At 35.7% G+C, this 22935-nt stretch carries 19 protein-coding genes; 3 read left to right on the forward strand and 16 right to left on the reverse strand.

Going from position 1 to position 22935, the window contains the following annotated elements:
- Positions 1-195: 195 nt before the first annotated feature.
- The 9 genes from M2373_RS13285 to M2373_RS13325 form a co-directional block, all read right to left on the reverse strand.
- A complete protein-coding gene (locus M2373_RS13285; RefSeq protein WP_259111517.1) occupies positions 196-978 on the reverse strand; it encodes an SDR family oxidoreductase in 783 nt (260 codons plus the stop codon).
- Between the two features lie 53 nt (positions 979-1031).
- Positions 1032-1856, reverse strand: a complete 825-nt coding sequence (locus M2373_RS13290) for an amidohydrolase (protein ID WP_259111525.1) — start codon at positions 1854-1856, stop codon at positions 1032-1034.
- Between the two features lie 25 nt (positions 1857-1881).
- A complete protein-coding gene (locus M2373_RS13295; RefSeq protein ID WP_259111530.1) occupies positions 1882-2211 on the reverse strand; it encodes an L-rhamnose mutarotase in 330 nt (109 codons plus the stop codon).
- Positions 2208-3059, reverse strand: coding sequence for a fumarylacetoacetate hydrolase family protein (locus tag M2373_RS13300; RefSeq protein ID WP_259111531.1), 852 nt, complete (start codon positions 3057-3059; stop codon positions 2208-2210). Before M2373_RS13300 ends, M2373_RS13295 begins: the two co-directional genes overlap by 4 nt.
- Positions 3060-3122: 63 nt before the next feature.
- A complete protein-coding gene (locus M2373_RS13305; protein WP_259111532.1) occupies positions 3123-3887 on the reverse strand; it encodes an SDR family NAD(P)-dependent oxidoreductase in 765 nt (254 codons plus the stop codon).
- 166 nt (positions 3888-4053) lie between these two features.
- Complete coding sequence (locus tag M2373_RS13310; protein ID WP_259111533.1) at positions 4054-5694, reverse strand: UxaA family hydrolase; 1641 nt, start codon at positions 5692-5694, stop codon at positions 4054-4056.
- Between the two features lie 147 nt (positions 5695-5841).
- A complete protein-coding gene (gene fucP, locus M2373_RS13315; protein WP_259111534.1) occupies positions 5842-7122 on the reverse strand; it encodes an L-fucose:H+ symporter permease in 1281 nt (426 codons plus the stop codon).
- A gap of 389 nt (positions 7123-7511) precedes the next feature.
- Positions 7512-9050 (reverse strand): RagB/SusD family nutrient uptake outer membrane protein, encoded by a 1539-nt coding sequence (locus M2373_RS13320; RefSeq protein ID WP_259111535.1) that lies wholly within the window; start codon positions 9048-9050, stop codon positions 7512-7514.
- An 11-nt stretch (positions 9051-9061) separates the two neighbouring features.
- Positions 9062-12169, reverse strand: a complete 3108-nt coding sequence (locus M2373_RS13325; protein WP_259111536.1) for a TonB-dependent receptor — start codon at positions 12167-12169, stop codon at positions 9062-9064.
- A 936-nt stretch (positions 12170-13105) separates the two neighbouring features.
- Here M2373_RS13325 and M2373_RS13330 point away from each other — a divergent pair.
- The 3 genes from M2373_RS13330 to M2373_RS13340 all read left to right on the forward strand — a co-directional run bounded on the left by M2373_RS13330 (position 13106) and on the right by M2373_RS13340 (position 14950).
- Positions 13106-13669 (forward strand): hypothetical protein, encoded by a 564-nt coding sequence (locus tag M2373_RS13330; protein ID WP_259111537.1) that lies wholly within the window; start codon positions 13106-13108, stop codon positions 13667-13669.
- Between the two features lie 83 nt (positions 13670-13752).
- On the forward strand, positions 13753-14460 hold the full coding sequence (locus tag M2373_RS13335) for an ABC transporter ATP-binding protein (protein ID WP_259111538.1): 708 nt from the start codon (positions 13753-13755) through the stop codon (positions 14458-14460).
- A gap of 49 nt (positions 14461-14509) precedes the next feature.
- Positions 14510-14950 (forward strand): hypothetical protein, encoded by a 441-nt coding sequence (locus M2373_RS13340; protein ID WP_259111539.1) that lies wholly within the window; start codon positions 14510-14512, stop codon positions 14948-14950.
- Positions 14951-14984: 34 nt separating this feature from the next.
- Here the strand turns inward: M2373_RS13340 and M2373_RS13345 are convergent, their stop codons facing one another.
- From M2373_RS13345 to M2373_RS13375, 7 genes are all read right to left on the reverse strand, one after another.
- Positions 14985-15785, reverse strand: a complete 801-nt coding sequence (locus M2373_RS13345) for a patatin-like phospholipase family protein (protein ID WP_259111540.1) — start codon at positions 15783-15785, stop codon at positions 14985-14987.
- A gap of 161 nt (positions 15786-15946) precedes the next feature.
- Positions 15947-16546: a hypothetical protein gene (locus M2373_RS13350; RefSeq protein WP_259111541.1), complete on the reverse strand. Its 600-nt coding sequence runs from the start codon at positions 16544-16546 to the stop codon at positions 15947-15949.
- Positions 16547-16610: 64 nt separating this feature from the next.
- Positions 16611-17225 (reverse strand): PH domain-containing protein, encoded by a 615-nt coding sequence (locus M2373_RS13355; RefSeq protein WP_259111542.1) that lies wholly within the window; start codon positions 17223-17225, stop codon positions 16611-16613.
- A 292-nt stretch (positions 17226-17517) separates the two neighbouring features.
- A complete protein-coding gene (lpdA, locus tag M2373_RS13360; RefSeq protein WP_259111543.1) occupies positions 17518-18906 on the reverse strand; it encodes a dihydrolipoyl dehydrogenase in 1389 nt (462 codons plus the stop codon).
- Between the two features lie 230 nt (positions 18907-19136).
- Positions 19137-19397: a hypothetical protein gene (locus M2373_RS13365; protein WP_259111544.1), complete on the reverse strand. Its 261-nt coding sequence runs from the start codon at positions 19395-19397 to the stop codon at positions 19137-19139.
- A 116-nt stretch (positions 19398-19513) separates the two neighbouring features.
- Entirely contained in the window at positions 19514-19936 is a 423-nt protein-coding gene (locus M2373_RS13370) for a hypothetical protein (RefSeq protein WP_259111545.1), read from the reverse strand.
- A 155-nt stretch (positions 19937-20091) separates the two neighbouring features.
- Positions 20092-22755 carry a beta-glucosidase gene (locus M2373_RS13375; RefSeq protein ID WP_259111546.1) on the reverse strand — a complete coding sequence of 888 codons (2664 nt, stop codon included), beginning with the start codon at positions 22753-22755 and terminating at the stop codon, positions 20092-20094.
- Positions 22756-22935 lie beyond the last annotated feature (180 nt).

Consider the following 22935-nt stretch of genomic DNA (forward strand, 5'->3'; position numbering starts at 1 on the left):
TAGTTGATAAAAAAATAATGGCAATTTAATCTACATGTGGTATCTGTCAATTTTAAAGACAATAATCTACTTTTGGAAGTTAGAGGTTGATATGTGAAACAAAATGGCGTCACTTTAGATCAGGTGACGCCATTTTTATTAAATTTTGTATTATTTTCAGAAAACAATATTTACAATACATCTCTATCGTTTAAATTATCCTAAGCTTCTGTCCAGATGTACATATCCTCCGTCCACATGAATCAGTTGTCCCGTTGTATGAGAAGATTTTTCTGATAAGAGAAATGCTGCCATGTTCGCAATCTCCTCTGAAGTTGTCATGCGTTTTTCCAACGGAATTTTTGAGGTTATGCTTTTCAGTTTTTCCTCAGGATTTTCAAAAGTAGAAATCCAGGATTGATAAAGCGGAGTCCACGCTTCCGCTACAATAATAGCGTTGACGCGGATTTTATAAGGCAAAAGTTCAACTGCCCATTCTCTTGTTAAGGCATTTCTTGCCCCATTGGCTGCGGCATAACCAGATGTTCCACCTTGCCCAGTCTCCGCGGTTTTACTTCCGATATTTAAAATCGAACCTTTACTTTTTTTCAAGTAAGGAAGTGCATGATGAACTAAAAGATAATAATGGACAACATTTTTGTGATAAGATGCCATAAATCCCTCGTAAGAACCATTTTCCAGTCCTACTCCGTCGTTTACACCCGCATTGTTGACGATTCCGTCGATTTTTCCGTATTTCTTTACAACCTCATCGATGGCTTTTTTACATTCCTCGGGTTGAGAAAGTTCGGCAGTAATAAAATCTGCCTTTCCTCCAAGATCTTTGATTTCCTGAATGGCTTTTTTATTGTCAGTTTCGTTTCTTCCGATAATGATTGGAAATGCTTTTTCTTCGGCTAAAACTTTTGCAATGCCATTTCCAATACCTTTTGCGCCGCCGCTTACAATAATTATTTTATGATTGAGATTTAGGTTCATAATTTCATGTTTTTTTAACGCAAAGTGCGCAAAGATTGGGTCATCCCATTTATTTATAAATTATAAAATTTCACAGCATTTCCAGAGAAAAAACGTTCCTGTTCTTCTTTTGAAAACTGACTCACATATTTTGAAATCAATTCCATCCACAAAGCATAATTTCCTCCTAATAGCATCACAGGCCAGTCACTTCCGAAAACCAAACGCTTAATTCCAAACTTTAAAAAGATACAATCTAAAATTTCAGAAATTGATTTTTCATCAATACGACTCACGTTTCCCTGAGTTAAAAGTCCTGAAATCTTGCAATATAGATTAGGATTTTGGGCAAGCTCTGAAATATTCAATTTCCAATCTTTTAAATCATTTATTTTCAGATCCGGTTTTCCGCAATGGTCTAAAATAAAAGGCTGATCAGGTAATTTTCCCGAAAGCTTTACAGCATCCGAAAGCTGATTCTGCTTCAACAAAATATCGAAAGTATAACCATACTGATGAAGCAAAGCGATTCCGTTAAGTACTTTTTTTTGTAGCAGAAAACCGAAATCTTCTCCTTCAGCAATATGTCTGAAACCTTTAATGAGTTTTTCAGACTGATAATTTTGAAGTGATTCTTCCAACTTTCCGGAGGTCAGATCAATCCAGCCGACAATTCCTTTGATGAAAGGATTTTCTAGAGCTAAATTCACCAAAAATTCAGTTTCTTTATCACTTTGATCGGCCTGAACGGCAATACAACCTTCAATATTATTTTCTTTTAAGGGTAAAGAAAAATCTTCCGGCAGAAAATCTTTTCGGATGGCGGTCATTTCGTTCGTAATCCAGGCATCCCGAACCGGATCAAATTTCCAGAAGTGTATGTGAGAATCAATAATCATTTTTATCCGTTTTCTTAAAAAGAATTTACAATGAAAATACTTTATCCATCAACTGCCATTTTTCTCCAGGCTTAGAATTGGGTAACTGTTGTTGAAATTTCGACATCAATCCTTCCCATTCCTGAACTTTCGGGTTGTTTTTATCCAATTCATTTTTAGCTTCAAAAGAAAAATTTTCATCAACCTCAATAATCATTAACAATCGATTTAGAATCCGATAAATTTCCATATGTATAATTCCGGAATCCAAAATACTCTGTTTTATTTCCGGCCAAACATTTTGGTGATATTTTTCGTATTTGGCAATCAGTTCAGGATCATCGACCATATCAAGGGCTAAACAATATTTTTTCATCCTCCGTACGATTTTACGTTTTGACTACTGCTTCCTAAGCCATCAATTCCCAATTCAACCACATCACCCGGTTTCAGATACCAAGGCTCAGGTTTTTGCCCCAAACCAACACCTGCAGGCGTTCCTGTGCTGATAATATCTCCCGGAAGCAAGGTCATAAACTGACTGATATAGCTTACCATAAAAGGAACATTAAAAATCAGATTGGAAGTGTTTCCGTCCTGTAAAATTTGTCCGTTAACCTTCAGCCATAAACGAAGATTATGTACATCTGCAATCTCGTCAGGTGTTGCAATAAATGGTCCTATCGGCGCAAAAGTATCGCAGCTTTTTCCTTTTACCCACTGTCCGTTTCTTTCCAGCTGAAAAGCTCTTTCACTATAATCGTTATGTAAAACATATCCGGCAATATGATCAAGCGCATTTTCTTCAGAAACATAACTCGCTTTTTTTCCGATGACAATACCCAATTCTACTTCCCAGTCTGTCTTTGTACTGTTTTTTGGAATAATCAAATCATCATTCGGACCTACGATTGCAGTGGTAGCCTTAAAAAATAAGATCGGTTCCTGTGGAATCGGAGCATTGGTTTCTGCAGCATGATCTTTATAGTTTAATCCGACACAGATAATTTTTGATGGTCTGGCCAAGGGAGATCCCAATCTTTCATCGGGAGAAACTTCAGGTAGATTCTGTGTATTTATTTCAGATTTTAAATTCTCTATGGCATCACCGGAAAAGAAGTTCTCATCATAATCTTTAACCAGATGAGAGACATCATATCTTTTTTCACCAATAATAACTCCCGGTTTTTCCTGTCCCGGTTTTCCGAATTTTATTAATTTCATTTTTTAAATTTTTAAAGGCTTAATTTTTTTTAACGCAAAGGGCGCAAAGATTTTTACTTTAATTTAATTATTCAAAGTGGTAAAACCACCGTCGATAGGGTAATCTACACCAGTGATGAATGAAGCTTCGTCACTGCATAGATACAGTGCTAAAGAAGCAACTTCCTCAGGTTGAGCCATTCTTCCAATCGGTTGGGTTTTTGATAGTTTTTCAAACATTTCTTCGATGTTATCAGGATAGTTTTTCTGTAAAAATCCATCTACAAAAGGCGTATGCACACGCGCCGGAGAAATAGAATTACAACGTATATTTTCATTGATATAATCTTTGGCAACGCTCATGGTCATGGCTTTTACAGCACCTTTTGCCGTACTGTATGCAAAGCGGTCGGGAATTCCGACTAATGCCGCAATAGAAGCCATATTAATAATCACACCACCACCAGATTTTCTAATCTGCGGAAGACCTGCAAACAAGCAGTTGTAAACTCCTTTGATATTCACATTGTAAATTCTGTCGAAATCTTCTTCTGAAGTCGTATCCGCTTTTCCGATGTGTGCTATTCCTGCATTATTAACCAAAATATTGATTGCTCCGATTTCACCGAAGACTTCTAACACATCTTTCTGTCTGGAAACATCACAAGCATAAACGTTTGCATTCCCTCCGGAAGACTGTATTTTTTCCAGCGTTTCCTGTCCGTTTTGTTCTGTGATTTCGAGAATATAAACTTCCGCTCCATTGGCAGCAAGCTGAATGGCAATCGCCTGCCCTATTCCGCTTCCTCCGCCTGTTACGACTGCTTTTTTATTTTTTAATGAAAACATTTTTATTAAATTTTATCTTTTATTTGGTATTTTATTAATCATCTTTAGTTGAGATGAATTTGTTTTTAAACCACCCCGTCAAAAATTCTTTGAATTTTTGCCACCCCTCCTTTGGAGGGGAATTTTTGAGCGTTTTACTTTTAACTTGGCTCTTTTTACTTTAAATCTACAGACTCACCCCTCTTTTCCAAGGGATAAAATCATCCTGATTCAATGCTACCGCTTTAGGAATAATATTTCCACTGGCAACTTCGATACAGAAGTCCAGAATATCCTCGCCCATTTCCTGAATGGTTTTCTCGCCACGTACAATTGCCCCCGTATCAATATCGATAATATCAGACATTTTCTTTGCTAAAGCTGTATTAGTCGCTACTTTGATGACAGGACAAACAGGATTTCCGGTAGGAGTTCCCAAACCAGTCGTAAACAGAATTAACGTCGCACCCGAAGCTGCTTTTCCTGTAGTAGCTTCCACGTCATTTCCAGGTGTACAAACCAAGCTCAATCCCGGTTTTGTTGCAGGTTCCGTATAATCCAAAACATCTACAACAGGAGATGAGCCTCCTTTTTTCGCTGCACCAGCAGATTTTATGGCATCGGTGATCAAGCCGTCTTTAATATTTCCTGGTGACGGATTCATGTAGAATCCTGAACCGACTGCATGTGCCAGTTCATCATATTCCGTCATCAACTTAATGAATTTCTCCGCAGTTTCTTTATTGACCGCACGATCGATTAACTCCTGTTCAGCTCCGCACAATTCCGGAAATTCCGCAAGTAAAACTTTAGCGCCCAAAACAGAAAGTATATCTGCTAAATGTCCAACAGCCGGATTGGCAGAAATGCCACTGAAACCATCACTTCCGCCGCATTTTACACCAACACAAAGTTTGCTGAGTGGCGCATCTTCACGCTCAATTGTATTGATTTCCAAAAGACCTTTCAGTGTTTCAAAAATGGCACTTTTGATCATCGTTTCTTCACTTACCGCTTTTTGCTGTTCGAAAACCAATAATGGTTTATCAAAATCAGGATTTCTGTTGTATAAATCTTTTTTAAAATTATCAATCTGAAGATGTTGGCAGCCCAAACTCAGCAAAGTAACTCCCGCAACATTAGGATGATCCGCATAAGATGCTAAAAGCTTACTCAGGGTATCCGCGTCCTGTCTTGTTCCGCCGCATCCGCCAGTGTGATTGAGGAATTTGATCCCGTCTACATTTTTGAAAACTCTCTCTTTCGAAGGAATATTGGAAGGAGAAAAGTCAATATCATCAAGACTCTCCCCTTTAGAAATTGCTTCTACCAATTGATGAGTGTAGGTTTTGTATTTTGCATCAACTGCATATCCCAATTCATTGTACAAAGCTTCTTTAATCATATTAAGATTTCTGTTTTCACAAAAAACAGTCGGAATAAAAAGCCAGTAATTTGCCGTACCCACATCACCATTGGAGCGGTGATATCCTTTAAAAGTTTTATGCAGAAATTTTGAGACGTCAGGTTTTGTCCAATGATAATCAACATCACGGTAATAGTAAGGATCTGCAGCGTGTTTTGTATTTTCTGTTGTCATTCGTGTTCCAGCTGCGAGATCGTACTGAACTTTACCCACCAAAACACCATACATAAAGATTTCATCCCCTTGTTTCATATCATTCATAAAGAATTTATGTTTGGCAGGGATTGTTTCTAAAGTTGTGTAAGTAACTCCTTCGAAAATAATTTTGGTTTCTGCCGGAATATCCTGCAAAGCGACCAAAACATTGTCTTTATTATTTATTTTTAAAATTAATTTGCTCATTTTTAGGTTTTCCTTTTATACGCTTTGTTCGTTTTTAATGCAAAGTGCGCAAAAACTCTTTTTAATATTGTACTGTATATTTTTCGTTCGCAAAAGCGCTCTGCTCAGCAAAGACTACATACGTTCCGGTATTTTCTTTAAACATAATTATTGCGAGGCTTTTTTATTTCTGAATCTTAATGAGAATAAAAGCACAATGACAAAACACAATAACGGAATAACATAAGACCAATGAATATTCCCTGAAATATCTGTAATTTTACTTGCAACAGGTGGTATAACAGCCCCTCCAACAATGGACATAATTAATAAACTGGAGGCAGATTTTGTTTCTGCACCAGCTCCCTCAATTCCCAACGCAAAAATTGTAGGAAACATGATCGACATAAAAAACGTTAATGCAACAAGCGCATACAAAGTCGAAATTCCTGATCCCAAAATAACCCAAATGGTGAGAATGATACTGATGACACTATAAATAGCCAGCAGTTTTTGTGGAGAAATATACCTCATCAGAAAAGTTCCGGCAAAACGTCCGATCATGAATAAAAATCCGGCTACTCCTGCATAATATTTAGCGTCCTGACCTTTCATATTGACGGCATCTTCAGCAAAAACTAAGAGAAAACTAAAGACATAAATTTGTGCCCCGATATAAAAAAACTGTGCAAGAACACCCCATCCGACATTTTTCACGCCTAAAACCTGTAAGAAATTCTTTGTTGACTTTTCTTTACTTTCTGTTACTTCCGGTAGTTTTGCTATAAAAAATAAAACCATAACCAGCAGAATAACCAGTCCCAATATAATATAAGGTCCTTTTACCAATGATGTTTCAGCATGAATGTAGGCTAATTTTGCTGCCTGATCGAGTCCGGCAAGCTCGTCCTGCGATTTTGGTTCTTCGCCCAAAATAAAAATGCCCCCAATAATAGGTGCAACAGACGCTGCTAAACCATTGAAAGACTGGGCAAAATTTAATCTTTGGGGAGCTTTTTCAGGAGCACCCAATACCGTGATGTAAGGATTTGCTGCGGTTTCTAAAATTGCCAAACCGCATGACAATACAAAAAGAGCTCCCAGAAAAAATGGATAACTTATGGTGTTGGCAGCAGGAACAAACATAAAACATCCGACTGCAAAAAAGAACAGACCTACGAGAATTCCGGTTTTATAGCCGTACTTCTGAATAATCAGTCCGGCAGGAATGGCCAGTAAAAAGTACGCTGCAAAAACAGATGAATCGACCAACGATGCCTGAAAATGATTCAGTTGAAAAGCACTTCGCAGATGTTTAATCAAAATAGGATCCAGATTATGGATAAATCCCCAAAAGAAAAACAGACTTGTTATAAGAATAAGTGGAAAGCCGAAACTTTTCTTTTTTAATGCAGAAGAAAACGCATTTCCAGTTTGGGTATTATTCATTGATTTGGTTTATAAATTAATATCTGTTGGCTTATTAAAATTGAAGAGATAACGAACTGCATAATGAATATTTTAAACTCAATTCCCTGCTTATTTCCCTCTACTATTTAAATATTTTCTGGTTTTTTAAAAGTATAAAAAATTTACAAAATAAAAACTGTTCGTACAGGATAGTACAAGACAGTGTAAATATTCCGCACTTTTATTAAGGATTTACCATTCGATTCTTTATTTAAAACATGAAGATGAAATTTTGAATAAAAAATAAATATATCTCCTTTAAGTGAAAATAGTTTAACTGAAAAATTGTTGAAAAAATAATTTTACTGAACGCCATATTATGACAAGAGCTGCAGAAATACTGCAGCTCATTTATTTAATAAATATTTTTATGGATTTTGTTCATATCCGGCTACCTGAATTTGAGATAAAGGAATCTGGTACAGATAATCATTCGTTGTGATTGTAAAGTTGTAGTTTAAATCTGCTGCTGCCTGATTAATAACTGCCACAGCAATATTCCAACGTACTAAATCATGCCAGTATACCCCTTCCCCTGCAAATTCCACTCTTCTTTCTCTGCGAAGAGCCGTTGTAAAATCACTTCCTGAAATAGAGGTAGAAAGTGGGGTAAGTCCTGCTCTTTGGCGGATTTTATTAACATAAGGAACAGCTGCGGCGGTATTTCCTTCAGCATTTAAAACTTCAGCATACATTAAAAGCACATCTTCATAGCGGATAATCGGGAAATTAATCGGCCAGTCATAACGGTTGGTCAATACAATCCCCGGTTCACGGAATTTCACAAAATAATTGGCATTATCTACCTGTCCGTTTTGTGCTATAAATTGAGTTTTAATGGTTAAAGGACGTCTTAGGTCTCCCGTTTCATACGCATTGATCAACGATTGGGAAACTCCTAGTTCAGCAGCACTAAACAAACTTCCCTGAGGATTATATAAAGGATCATTGATTCCAAAATTCGGAGAAACATAACTTGGCAAATAAGAGCCCTGTGATAAGCCTCCATTGATATGCTGGATTTCAAAAACATGGTATTTGTTATCATTTGCACTCTTAAACAGATCTGCATAATTAGCAGCAAAAGTAACAAACTGACCTTCTCCCTGAATCACTGTATCTAAATGACTTTTTGCTTTCTGTAAATAAGAGCCATTGTTCAGAGGATATCCATTTCCGGTAAGATATATTCTTCCCAACATCGCATGGGCAGCTGACTTCGTTACTCTGCCTTTATTTTTGGCATCATATACGTTTTTTAAACCTGCAACAGAAGCTTCAATTTCTGAAGTTACAAAATCATAAAGGCTGGCTAAGTCTGTTCTCGGGATAGAAACAGCTTCTTCGGGAGTTACCGGATGATCTATCAGTGGTACTTTTCCAAAATTTCGCATCAGTTCGAAATAGGCATATGCTCTTAAAAAACGGGTTTCTGAGCGGTATTGTTCCTTTGTCGCCGAATCAGCAAAAGGAACGGCATCTATTCTTTCCAAAATCATATTGGCATAGGAAATTAACTGATATGCATCTTCCCAGAGAATTTCTACCTCTTCCGTTGAAGAAGTATCCTGAAAACGGTTGATCGCATAATAATCCCTGTTTCCGTTTTGTGAAATAGCATTAAAGTTATTGGAACGGACTTCTGATGCCAGTAAATAAAAATTAACATCAAAACCACCTCTTGAAGAAGAATTCACCATTGCAGAATAAACCCCTGAAACGGCCTGACTGATTTGCAGTTCTGTAGTATAAAAAGAAGTTTGCGTAATATTATTTTCAGGCTCCAGCATTAAATCTTTTTCACAGCTCAGCATTCCGAATGTTAAGGTTCCCCATATCAATGCCTTGCCTAAAGTTTTAAAATGTAGTGGAAAAAGAGGTGTATTTTTATTGTGTACTGTTTTCATTTTTAAAAAATTTAGAAGTTAAAGTTTAGACCCATCATATATACTTTAGCATTGGGATACGCACCGTAATCTGTACCGTCTGACTGTACAGACTCCGGATTATAACCACCGTAATAGTGATCTTTTCTCCAGACGTTTTCTAAACTGACATAAATTCTGAGATTAGAAATTTTTAATTTGCTTACCAGATCCTGAGAAAAACTATATCCTAATGTTACATTTTTAAGCTGGATGTAAGTGGCATCATACAGCCATCTCGTATCCAGCAGACTGCCTGTAGTCCCATCCAGTCTTGGAGTTTTTCCATCTCCCGGACTCTCATCGGAACGCCATCGGTTTGCCCAGTTTCCCATTACATTTGTGGTAGTCCCCATCCCTGTGCGATCGATTGCACGACCTAGTAAAGCATAGCTGTATCCTCCTTTTTGTCCCTGGAAAAATACTGAGAGATCAAAGCCTTTATAAGAGAAAGTATTGGTAAATCCCCAATAATAATCAGGAGTAGGTCCTCCGATGATATGACGGTCTTTTTCATCAATCACACCATCTCCGTTCACATCTCTGTACTTCACATCTCCGGCGATTGCTCCGTTTGTTTTAGCAACACCGGCATTGCTGATGTCTGCTGAAGATAATACTCCAATGGCTTCATACAGATAAAATGAATTCAGCTCTTCTCCTACTTTTATAATATTTGTGCTGTTGCTGAACCCCGTATAAATCGGTGCATTATCACTTCCTAACTGCAGCACCTTATTATTATTAAATGAGATATTAGCTGAAGTATTCCATTTAAATGGTCCCGTTAAATTTTTCGTACTTAACTCTAATTCCAGTCCTCTGTTCTGAACAGAACCTACATTTTTCCACATCGTTGAATAACCGGTTACTGAAGGTATCGGCAGCTCCAGAAGGAGGTCTTTTGTTTTTTTGATATAATAATCAGCTGTAAAATCAATTCTGTTAAATAATCCCAGTTCAAAACCAAAATCAGAAGACTGGGTCTTTTCCCATGTCAGATCACGATTGGCAATCGTATTAGGAATTAAACCATTCGATAAGTTTCCACCAAAAGAATAATTTCCACCCGCCAGCGTTCCGAATGCTCTGTAATCGCCGATTGAATTATTTCCGTTTTCACCCCAACTGTATCTGAATTTCAGATTATTAAGCCATTTTACATCTTTTAAAAAATTCTCTTCATCTACTTTCCAGGCTGTTCCGAACGCTGCAAATGTTCCCCACAGATTATTCCAGCCAAATCTTGAAGATCCGTCTCTACGAATACTTGCTGACAGCATATATTTCTTTTTGTAATCATAATTAACACGTCCGAAGACAGAAAGCAGCATCCACTCTGAAGCAGTATATTCTGAGTTAAGTACCGATGCAGACTGCGTAAAATTGAATGTTTTTAAATCATCATTTGGAAAACCTTTATTTCGGTTGTATTGAGAGGTTACTCTATAATTTTCAGCACTGTATCCTGCAATAGCATTGATCGTATGATCATCAAAAGATTTTTTATAAGTCAGCAAAGCTTCACCCAGATATCTGTTGTAATTTACCGTTCTGCGGCTGGCAATACTTACCTGTCCCGGAATATTGGTGATCAGATCAAAAGTCGGGGTATAGCCATTATTGAGATTGAAATTATTGGTTGCCCCACCTGAAATTTTTAAATTAAGACTCGGTAAAATATCATAGGACATATACAGACTGGAAAATAACCTGAATTCATTAGTGTTATTCGTGGTTTCTTCCATTACTCCGATAGGACTCTGTGTAGAACCTGCCCATCTGTACCTTGTATTATTCCAGAAATTGGTGTAAAGTCCTGCATTCAATTCTGCTACAGGAACCATAGAAAGCATTTTATGCGCTAAATTATCTTTTCCGTCAACCGTTGCCCCGTAACTTTTTGAATAACTTGGACGTAGTGCAATCCCTGCTTTCAATTTATCTGAAATGTTCACATCAATCACAGCACTTAAATTAAATCGGTTAAAACCGGTATTGATAGCCAGACCTTCCTGATCAAAATAAGCTCCGGAAATCATATATTTCACATTCTTATTTCCTCCCCGAACCGATAACTGATAATTCTGGATAGATGCCGGACGGTAAAACGCATCCTGCCAGTCAATATTGGCCACCTGATTCGTCCCCCATCGCGGATCAATCATATAGTTGATATTAGCCAGATTATAATCCGTGGTATTGGCCAGATTAAAATAATTGGCCCTAACAGCATAGCTATCCGATGCAGAATTTCCAGGAGCCAGAGCGACCCATCTTTTATTAATAGCTTCGGTCGCATAATCAATCCACTCTGCACTGGTCATAATATCCAGCTTTTTTTCAATGGTCTGAACTCCGTAATACTGAGAAAAACTGAATGAAGGCTTTCCGGATGCTCCTTTTTTTGTAGTGACGATTACCACTCCATTGGAACCCCTGGATCCGTACATTGCTGTAGAGGCTGCATCTTTCAGCACTTCAATAGACTGAATATCATCAGATGAAATATTTCCCAGATCATCTACAACCATTCCGTCTACTACATAAACCGGAGAATTACTTGCCGATATAGAAGCCGTCCCACGCACTCTGACTTCCAAGGCCTCGCCCGGCTTTCCCGTAGTAGAACGTGTTTTAACTCCCGCAATCTGTCCGGTTAATGCCTGATCAGCTCTTGCAATAGGGCGGTTTTTAAAGCTTTCAGGATCCACCCTTCCGACAGCACCGGTAACTTCCCCTCTCTTTTGAGTACCATAAGCAATAATAACTACTTCATCAATCCCATTAACTTTATCATTAGGATTCGGCTGCAGTGTAATTTTCACGTTTTCCTGATTTGAAACATCAATCTTTTTGCTAAGATAACCCTCATAAGAAATGGCAAGCTCAGGTTTACTTATACTTTCCGTTATCTGGATACTGAAAGCACCATCATTATCGGTAGCAACTTCCTGAGAAGTATTATTTAACTTTACGACAGCATTCTGAAGTGGCTTATCGTCCTGGCCTAAGACAATACCCGATATTTGTTTTTCCTGTCCGAAAGCAAAACCTGCAGTGCCTATTAAAAGACCTAACATTAATATAGAATTTTTCATTTTTTAGTTATTAATTGTTTAAAAAAATGACTGTTACATTTAACTATTTTTAAATTATTAAAGCAAAATCTGATAAAATATCGATCAAAATCGATTCTTTGTTTATTTTCATAAAAGTATACTTATAGAAAAATTCTGCTATCCTGTAGTTACCTGTTAATATTCTCTTAACAGAGAAATAGCGTCTAATCATTAATTATTTTAAGCTATCAGCCTGAAATTATTTAAAATACATTTTGAATAAGAAGGAAATGAGCCGAACTAAAAATGCGAAGAGTATAAAGAAGTCATTACTGCTTTGATGTGATTGAAATTATAAGCCTCCTTTTAAGAAGAATTTCGGATAAAAAAAATATAAGATCATTGGTCATATACAGATAAAATCCCTTCGGAAGGGTGTTTAAAGCACTTAAAAAAGATACAGTTCAGAGGAATTATTTTTTAATTAACTTTGCGCTCTTAATTTTTAAATATACACAATGAAAAAATTTTTAATCTACAATCTGTACGACCTTTTAAACAGGCCCTCAAAAAAACGATCATTAGTTCTAAAATCATTAATTCAGGTCATCTAAAACAAATCAATTGGTTTCCTGCATTTATATTAAACAGATTTAATATTTATTTTAATCCACCCGTTTTGCTGAAATTAATATTTTTTACACATTACTGTATTTCAATGATGTACAATAAAAAATCAAATAATTTCTTCAAAAATAATTTTTAAACACGTATTTCATCCATCTTTGTTTAAAATTCTTACAGTCAAATATTTAAACTCTAATTTGATTGTAATGGACTGCATAGTATCGGGCTTTTACGGATAACGGATATTAAAAAAAAGTGTTACTTTTGCTTTGAGAATAAAAATTGTTTTTTACCTTTTTTATTACTAAATTTAGGTACACCAATTATAAAACATTAAAATAAGTTCTAATGAGAAAAATACTTTTACTATTTACTTGCATGTTCGGTATCTCAGTTTTCTCACAAATTAAAGTGTTGAAAAACGAGAGTTTAGTGGAAATTGGTAAAGATAATTCCGTTGGTTTATATAAAAAAGACGATAAATTTACTATTAATTATCAGGATCTTAATACTGCCAATTTAAATACTTTCAGATCTTTTTCTTTCCAAAATCTTAACGGAGACGTATCTGGTCTTTATGCCATGATAACGAACGGTTTTATAGATGCACCGGAAGGAAATATAGTCCTGGAGCTTCCCAATGATATTATCGAGCTGCATTATGAGAAAAACTTTGGCCAGCCAACAGTTCAGTTCATCCAATATATCAACAAAAACAGAAAGTATGTTGGAAAATCGCAGTTTCTGAATAAAAAACAGGTTGATAAGATCTTTGGAAAAAGTAACGGCAAATCAGCTTTGTATGACAAGCCAGCTACCATAAACAATGTCAACAGCAGCAGACCGACATCCAATACGGCTTCTACTGCGGCACCTGCTTCTAACGGAAAAGACAAAAAAGCAAGAAAATAACAATAATTTTAAAATATTAACTAAACTCATTCACCCGAATGAGTTTTTTTATTTTTATTTTTGCAAAAAGATCATTACCAATTATGTCTCTTCAAATAAATCAACTAACGAAAAAGTTTGGTGAACAAACTGCACTGAATCATATAAATATTTCCATTAACAAAAATGAAATCATAGGTCTTCTGGGTCCGAACGGTGCCGGAAAATCTACGCTAATGAAATCTATTGTCGGTGCTTTAAAAATTGATGAAGGCGAGATTATTTTCAATGGTAAAAACATCTCTGAAAACGAAATTGAGACTAAGAAAAAAATAGGTTTCCTTCCGGAAAACAATCCTCTTTATCTTGAAATGTACGTGAAAGAATATCTGCAGTTTGTAGCTAATATTCATAAAATCCCCTCAACAAGGGTAGATGAAGTTATTGAACTTGTAGGCATTACTCCTGAAAAATCAAAAAAAATAAGTCAGCTTTCTAAAGGTTATAAGCAAAGAGTAGGTTTAGCACAGGCAATTATTCACCAGCCGGATCTTTTGATCCTAGATGAGCCTACCAATGGACTGGATCCTAATCAGATTATTGAAATCAGAAATGTGGTGAAAGAAATCGGTCAGCAAAAAACAGTCTTACTCTCCACTCACATTATGCAGGAAGTTGAGGCATTGTGTTCGAGGGTTATCCTTATTCACAAAGGAAATATTCTTCAGGATTGCCCTATTGATGAGTTTAGAGGTAAATTTGAAAGTCTGGAAGAAGCTTTTGCTGCGTACACCCGAACAGAACCTGCTTAATTAGCTTTAAATTTGATTAAAAATTAATGTAATCAATAAACATTAAAAAATGATCAGAAAAATTTTACTCGGAACATTCTGTATTGCTCAGTTTTCATTAGTTTTTGCTAATGAATCAAGAGTTATTAATATACATTCTAATCCGATCAACAGTGAATATTTGCAGAAAGCACCTAAAACGGTTATTATTAAAACTAAAAAGTTTAAAATAAAGATCGATCTGCAGCCGAATGGCCAGTACCTTTATCAGTCATGGAATGCCAATGCCAAGGTTACTTCAAAACCAAGCATGATCATCAGTAACGGAGATCTTATTCCGGATGGCTCAGGAAGTAATTATTACTATGAGTTTTCAAATGAAGGATATACGTATCAGGTTTGGAGAAATTATCTGACAGCTTCTGCTAAAAAAGCACCATATACCCTTGTTGTGATTGACCAAAACGGAAAAACGGTTGCCAATCAGGATGCAATGGTTGTAAAGAACTAATATAAAACTCTCACCTAAAAGTGAGAGTTTTTGTTTATGTACCGGATTGTTTTAATTCTGTTAAAAAATGACTTTCGGAAAAACTTTCTCTGGCGGCTTCGTATCCGATATTAAAAATTTCCTCCAAACGGTCTTTTCGTCTTTCAAAAGTTCCATAGCTCGACAATGCCTGTGAAGAAATAAACCAATCACAGTAATCAAACTTAATTTTTTCTATTCTGTAGGATAAAAGATCATAAGAGCGGGAAACAACAGCTTTAATGGTTTTAAGATCGTCCATTTTGATCTCGTGGGGCGGAGAAACAAAAACACCGATCAGCTTGTCGCAGTCATCCCGAATGATATCAGCCGGAAAGTTATTCAAAACACCTCCGTCACAATACATTTCATCATCAATAATATAAGGCGTTGTAATTCCGGGAATGGAACATGATGCAATGATAGCATCTACCACTTTAAAATTCTCGTCAAAAATTTTCTCTGTTCCGCCAACCAGTTCAGTGGCTACAATCTTCACTTCCTTATCCAGATCTCCTAATTTCATATCGTGAAAAATAGGGCTGAGATAATTTCTGAAAATGACTGAAGAAACCAATCCAGGCTGATTGAATGTAAAGTGTTTCCAGTTGAAAAAGTAAACCGAATTAAAGAATTCCAGAATTTCGTCCGGTGTTCGTCCGACAGCATGCAGACATCCAACAATAGATCCCGCACTACAGCAGGACAGAATATCTACATTGATGTTCTTCTCTTTCAAGAATTTTAAAACCCCTGCATGGGCAATACCTTTGGTACCGCCTCCTGATAAAACAAGCCCTACTTTCTCAAAATTCATAGAATAAAATTAATAAAACAGGGCGAGAAAATCGGATTAATTTTCACAAATATGTCAATTTTAAAATTATTTTAATAATTACTTCTTTACATTTTACAGTATCCTTTTGCAGACATTCATAAAAAAACCACAGAACAGAGTCTATGGCTTCTATTTAAAATTTATTTTTGGTCGTAGAGTTTCAGAACTTTCACCAGATCAATATCTTCCACTATATTATCAATTAGTGCAGAAACATCAGGATAATTATTGAACTTTTCTTTCAGCTGATAGATTGCACCGGGCAATCTGAAATGCAATTCCGTAATGCTTTTGTCTTTACGAAACAGTAAATAATCTGTATCATTGGTCTTGTAGGTATAGATAGATCCAGAATAAAAACTTTTCCTATACCAGGCAGTTTTCTTTCCGCGATACATCATCTGAAGCAGTCCTGTGTCTTTCGAAAAAACAGATTTACCATCTACAAATTTTCTTTTTACTTTTTTTAGATCTGTAATTTCCATATACCGGATATCATTTTCCGAAACTTTGATTCTTTTTCCGGAAGGATCCAAAACTGTCATCTGACGGATGTACGTGGCCGGAGAAAATTCTTCGTTGGTATAAATTCCAACATTCAGGACTTTTGTTTTTATCGTGTCTTTTGAACTTTTCAATACATATTTTACAGGAAAAAATACCTCCTGATACAGTTCTTCTTTTTGGGAGAACATAAAACTAAAGCAGAGAACGGACAATAATAAAGTTATTTTTTTCATAGTTGTTCTTTTATAAAAAAAGCCCAGAAAATTCCGGGCTTTAAATATAGTGCAAATTAATATTTTAGTTATTAATATACTTCTCAAAAATTCTTGAAAAATCTTTTTGATTATATTTATCAAAGCTGGTGGTATTCCATGCGAAAATATATTCATTAATTGTTCTTAGTTCCTGACTTTTCGAAACATTTTCCTGCTTTCCTGAAGCTACAGTTGTTACCGCTTTCTGCAGACTGTCATTCGCAAAGTTCAACAAAGAGTGGTTGTGGTGAACTTCCTGCTGAATCGCCAAAAGTGCTTTATACAAGTCTTTTAACTGATCAATCTGACCTTTTGCAACACTGATCATCAAAGGAACATTTCCTATATTAAAAGAAATTTCAACATCTAAGTCAATTGTTCCTGCAGTTTGCAAAGCAATATTGGAAAAAGGAAACTGGTAATATTCGTATCTTCTTAAAATTCTCTTTTTATCCAGAGCACTTGCTCCGTCGATATGAATTAATGCTCTATTTGTAAAGCAGTATTCATCTCTTTTAGATTTAATTAAGAAAAAAATTTTCTCATTATCTTCTGACAAAATATAATCATCTGAGTCTACTTTATCATAATCCTGAGCAGGAATAATTTTACCGATATCTCCTAATCCTAACGCTTCAGCAGCTAATTTTTTGAACATAATTAATTTTAATTTGTAGTTTATTTAAGTCAATAAAATTAAAAAAATAAGTGAGATACAATCAAAAAAATTATCTTGAAGCTTATTTAAATTTGACTAGATATTAAAATCATCATCCATTTTTTTGACGCAAAGATTTTATTTAAAGACTTAAAAATAATGCCTAAAGTTGAATTAAAACTTTGCGTTTAAAAAATAATAGAATTATAAAAATTTAAACAGACACTTACAAAATGAAAAAACCACAGACAAAATCTGTGGTTTTAATATATTTAAAATTGATTATCTCAAATTAAATGTGGATTACTTCTCCGTAAGCAGCAGCAGCAGCTTCCATAATCGCTTCAGAAACAGTCGGGTGCGGGTGGATAGATTTGATGATCTCATGACCTGTCGTTTCCAGTTTTCTGGCAACAACAGCTTCAGCAACCATATCTGTAACACCTTCTCCGATCATGTGGCAACCTAACCACTCTCCATACTTAGCATCGAAAATAACTTTAACGAAACCATCTGTATTTCCGTTTGCAGTCGCTTTTCCACTTGCAGAAAGAGGGAATTTACCCACTTTGATTTCGTAACCTTTTTCTTTAGCCTGCTTTTCTGTAAGACCAACAGAAGCAACCTCAGGATGACAGTACGTACATCCAGGAATATTGCCATAGTCGATTTTCTCAACGTGCATTCCTTTGATTTTTTCAACACAAGTGATTCCTTCCGCAGAAGCAACGTGTGCCAAAGCCTGAGTCGGGATGATATCTCCGATCGCGTAATATCCAGGCACTGAAGTTTCGTACCATTCGTTTACCAAAACTCTTCCTTTATCTGTTTGAATTCCCACTTCTTCAAGACCAATGTTCTCGATGTTTGCAGCAATTCCTACAGCAGATAATAAGATATCAGCTTCAAGAACGATATTTCCTTTTGCCGTTTTTACAGTAGCTTTTACGCCTTCTCCGCTTGTGTCAACACTTTCTACAGAAGCATTTACCATAATTTCGATACCTGATTTTTTCAGAGATTTTTCTAAGTGCTTAGAAACGTCCTCATCCTCTACAGGAACGATGTTTGGCATAAATTCAACAACAGTTACTTTTGTACCCATTGTGTTATAGAAATCAGCAAATTCTACCCCTATTGCTCCAGAACCTACAACGATCATAGATTTTGGCTGCTCAGGAAGAGATAATGCCTGTCTGTATCCGATTACTTTTTTACCGTCTTGTGGCAAGTTTGGTAATTCTCTAGAACGAGCTCCTGTTGCGATAATAATGTGATTTCCTGTATATTCAGTTACTTTTCCTTCATTATCTGTCACAGAAACTTTTTTACCTTTCTGAACTTTCGCAGTACCTAAAATAACGTCGATTTTATTCTTTTTCATCAAGAACTCGATCCCTTTGCTCATTTTAGATGCAACACCACGGCTTCTCTGAATTACGTTTGGAAACTCAAAACTAGCTTCCACTTTATTCAAACCATAATCTTCAGCATGATTTATATAATGAAAAACCTGAGCCGACTTCAACAAAGCTTTAGTTGGAATACATCCCCAGTTAAGGCAAATTCCCCCTAAATTTTCTTTCTCGATAATTGCAGTTTTGAAACCCAATTGCGCCGCTCTAATTGCAGTAACATATCCACCAGGACCACTTCCGATGACAATAATATCGTAATTCATTAGTTTAAAATTTTTATGCGAATTTAAGGAAAAATATTGGATGAAGCACGTTTCTGTAAATTCGTAAAGCAATGCATAATAAATGTAATTTTCATTCCATTTTACACAAAAAAAGAGAACATAAAAACGTTCTCTTTTCAATAATTTTTATTTTAATTTAAAAATTTCGTAAAATCAAAATGTTTTAATTAAGCCATTTCAATTTTATTATTTTTAAAAATTAACAGATATTACATCTTTTTAAGCAATTGTTTTTGGCTTCTGTATTTTTCATTTAAAGCCTTTAACTGATCCTGTTTCATCTTTTTCGTTGCCAATGGATGGTTCAAAATCGCCTTTTTTTCCTGATTGTATCTCTTATCAAGTTCTTTGGATTTTATATTCACCAACTCACTTTTCGAAGGATGTGGTGGTGGCGTTGGATGTTTCTGTGCAGAAACGTTCATTGATAAACCGACTAATAAAATTGTTGATATAAATAACTTTTTCATGACATTTACTTTTTGTGAATGATTTCCTTCATTCGAGTTCGAAGCAAATATTACATATATCGTACCAAGATTATTTTTCCCTTTATTAATGAGACTATACAAAGGTTTTCAATGAACTAGATTTTATCTTTTTCTCTTTTCAATACCTCTTTTTGGCTTTCATATTTCTTTTTTAAAGCTTCTTTTCTCGCTTTTTTCTGAGCTTTGGTTAAAGTTTTATGATCATCAATCAAATCTTTTTCTCTGTCATATTTTTTTTCCAGCTGCCCCATTTTATCTTCTACCAACTTCTTTCTTCCCTCTTTAGAAGTTCCGTATTTCTTTTTGTAAGCCGCATCAAAAACTTTATTATCCTGATCCTGTTTTAAAGCCAGTTGTTTTTTTAATCGGGCTTTTTCCGGACCTGAAAGTTTTGGATTCTCATTGATTTTTCTGTACTGTACAGCATATTCTTTATTGATTTGTTCCTGTGTTTTCTGAGCAGAAACATGAGCTGATAAACCTAAACACAATACGGTTAAAATAAAAAATTTGTTCATGACATTTATATTTAAAGATTAAATAATATTTATTGTAAAAAACGGCAGAGTGAGGGAATTTTATTTTACACAATAAATATTAAGGTTAAAAAAATTTAGTTCCAACATGCAGATATTGTACCACAAAGTTATTGATCTCAAAAATATGACACATCTCATTGAATCTCAACATTCTGTTTCAAAGGCAGATTTTTCGAAGAATTTCCGATAAAAATTCTGTAGGTTCCTTTTTCAACGGTCCAGTTCATTTTCTCATCTAAAAAATGCAGTTCTTTCACAGGAACTTCAATCGAAATCTGTTTCGATTCTCCCGGTTTCAGATCTATTTTTTTCAACCCTTTCAATTCTATAATCGGTCTTGAAACTGAAGCCAGCAAATCTTTTACATATAACTGTACCACTTCACGCCCTGCTTTTGAACCTGTATTTTTTACTGTAACTTTTGCAATAATTGTATCGTTTTCAGAATATTTTGTTTGGTTTAATTGTAAATCAGAAATTTCAAAAGTCGTATAACTCAATCCAAAACCAAACGGATATAATGGTTCGCCGCTCAAATCATGATAATCATTTCCTCTTCCGGTCGGATGATGATTGTACGTCAAAGGCAATTGCCCTTCTTCAATTGGAAACGTAATGGGTAATTTCCCCGAAGGATTTTCTGACCCAAAAAGCACTTTTGCAACCGCATTACCTCCTTCTTCGCCGGGATACCAGACATCTAAAATCGCCCCAACCTTGTCTTTCCAATCAGTCGTTTTTATTGCAGAACCACCGACTAAAACAACCGCTGTCGGTTTATTTAATTTGGAAACTTCCTGAATAAATTCGTCCTGATTTCCGGGAAGGCCCAGTGAAGAACGATCCTGAAATTCACCTTCATGAATGCCGGCAGTGATAATGATGTAATCTGCATTTTGAGCCAGTTTCAAAGCATCATTGAAATCTTTTTCATAATCATTTAAACCGTAATTCCAGATCAGTTCGATATTCGCTTCTCCCCTGTTTTCATGGAATTCTACTGAGATATCATATTTCTGACCTTTATTAAAATCTAGAGCAACGGTTTTTGTTGAATAACTCAATTTTTCCCAATTGTCAATCAATAATTTTCCATTTACATATAATCTGAAACCATCATTCCCACGAAGTCCCAATTGATATTTTCCCGAATTTGGAGCTTCCAGTTTTCCTGTCCAGCGAACGCTGTAATTGTCTGGTTGGAGTTTTTCAGGATTTGGAGAATATAAAGTCCATTTAAAATTCAATTGTTCGTCCTGTTTTTCAAAAGCCGGATTTCCTTTTAAATCAGAATTGGAAAAATAATTTCCTTTCAACCCTTTCTGATTTTCTGAAGATAAAAATTCAGCTGGAACGGTCGTGAAATTCTTTAAGTTCCAGTCAATTCCTTTTGAATAATTTACTTCAATATTTTTATTTTTAACGAAATTTTTAATTCCGTCCAAAATACTCACTTTCTTATTTCCCGGCCCGGAATAACCACCCAGTCTTGCATCAACAGCATCAGTTCCAACCACTAAAATCTTTTTATAATTTTCTGAAATCGGAAGTGTCTGATTATTATTTTGAAGTAAAACAAAAGATTCAACGGCTGCTTTTTCCGCTAAAGGTTTATGATTAATTTTCTTTAATTCTTGAATATTTTTATCAGAAACATAAGGGTTTTCAAACAAACCCAGTTCAAATTTCGCTCTCAACACTCTCGCCACCGCATCATCAATTCTTTCTTTTGAAATCCTTCCATCTAAAAATGGCGGCATAAACAATTTATAATGCTGATATTCTGTCTGGAAAATCACATCAAGTCCAGCATTGATTGCCTGTGCAGAAGCATCGTCGTAATCTTTCGCTGTAAAATGAAGAACATTTGCACCACCAACCGCACTTGCATCGCTGATGACAAAACCTTTGAAATTCCATTCATTTTTTAACTTTTCAGTTAGCAGCCAATGATTGGCCGTTGAAGGTCTTCCATCCAGCAAATTATAGGAGGTCATCACTGAACGACTTCCCCCTTGTTTAAAGGCTTTCTGAAAAGGAACCAAATGAGTTTCCTCCAAATATTTTTTGCTCCAATGAATTGGATATGAATCTCTTCCGCCTTCCCCAACATTCGCCAGAAAATGCTTTGGTGTCGTAATAATTGCCTGATTTTCAAAGGAACTGACAAAATTCACGCCCATCACAGAAGTTAAAAACGGATCTTCCCCGTAGGTTTCCTCTGTTCTTCCCCATCTGACATCGCTCGCCAGATTAACAACCGGAGTCAGAATCTGACGGATTCCTCTCAATTTAGATTCTTTTGCAATCGCTGCCGAAACTTCTTTCATCAACTCAGGATTGAAGGTTGCCGACAAACCGATCGCCTGTGGAAAAGCGGTTGCGCCTTCCCTCATCAATCCGTGCAACGCCTCATCAAAAGGAATAATTGGAATTCCCAATCGTGATTCTTCAACAAAATATTTTTGAATAGCATTGATTTTTTTCGCCAATCTTTCCGCATCTTCATTGGCGTTGTATTTCAGCAATTGTCCAGCTACTCCACCACCCTGATTTCCAGCGCTCACCTGTAAACCAAAAATTCCGTGCACATACTGGCCTTTCGGAACATTATCCAGATCTCCAGGAATCATAAAACACTGCCAGAACTTTTCTTCAGGAGTCATTCTTTTTAATAAATCCCGAATTCTGGCTTCAATAGGTTGTTTGGGGTCTTTATATAATGGTTTTTGAGCTGAAATAATTACAGAACTTAATAATGAAATTGCTATGATTTTAAAACGAAATTTAAAGCACATAAATAATTTGATTTAATTATTGTTCTTTTGCCTTGAAACAAAAGAACCAAAAATTCAAGACTTGGAACTCTCTGCTAAAAATTAAAATTTAATCCTAAAATTCCCAAAACTTGCGCGAATTCAATATTCGTTCTTCGGTTCAATATTGGTGTCGCACTTCAAACAGTGGGAATTTCTTAA

This window comes from Chryseobacterium sp. JUb7, assembly GCF_024806495.1.
Classification (GTDB): Bacteria; Bacteroidota; Bacteroidia; order Flavobacteriales; family Weeksellaceae; genus Chryseobacterium.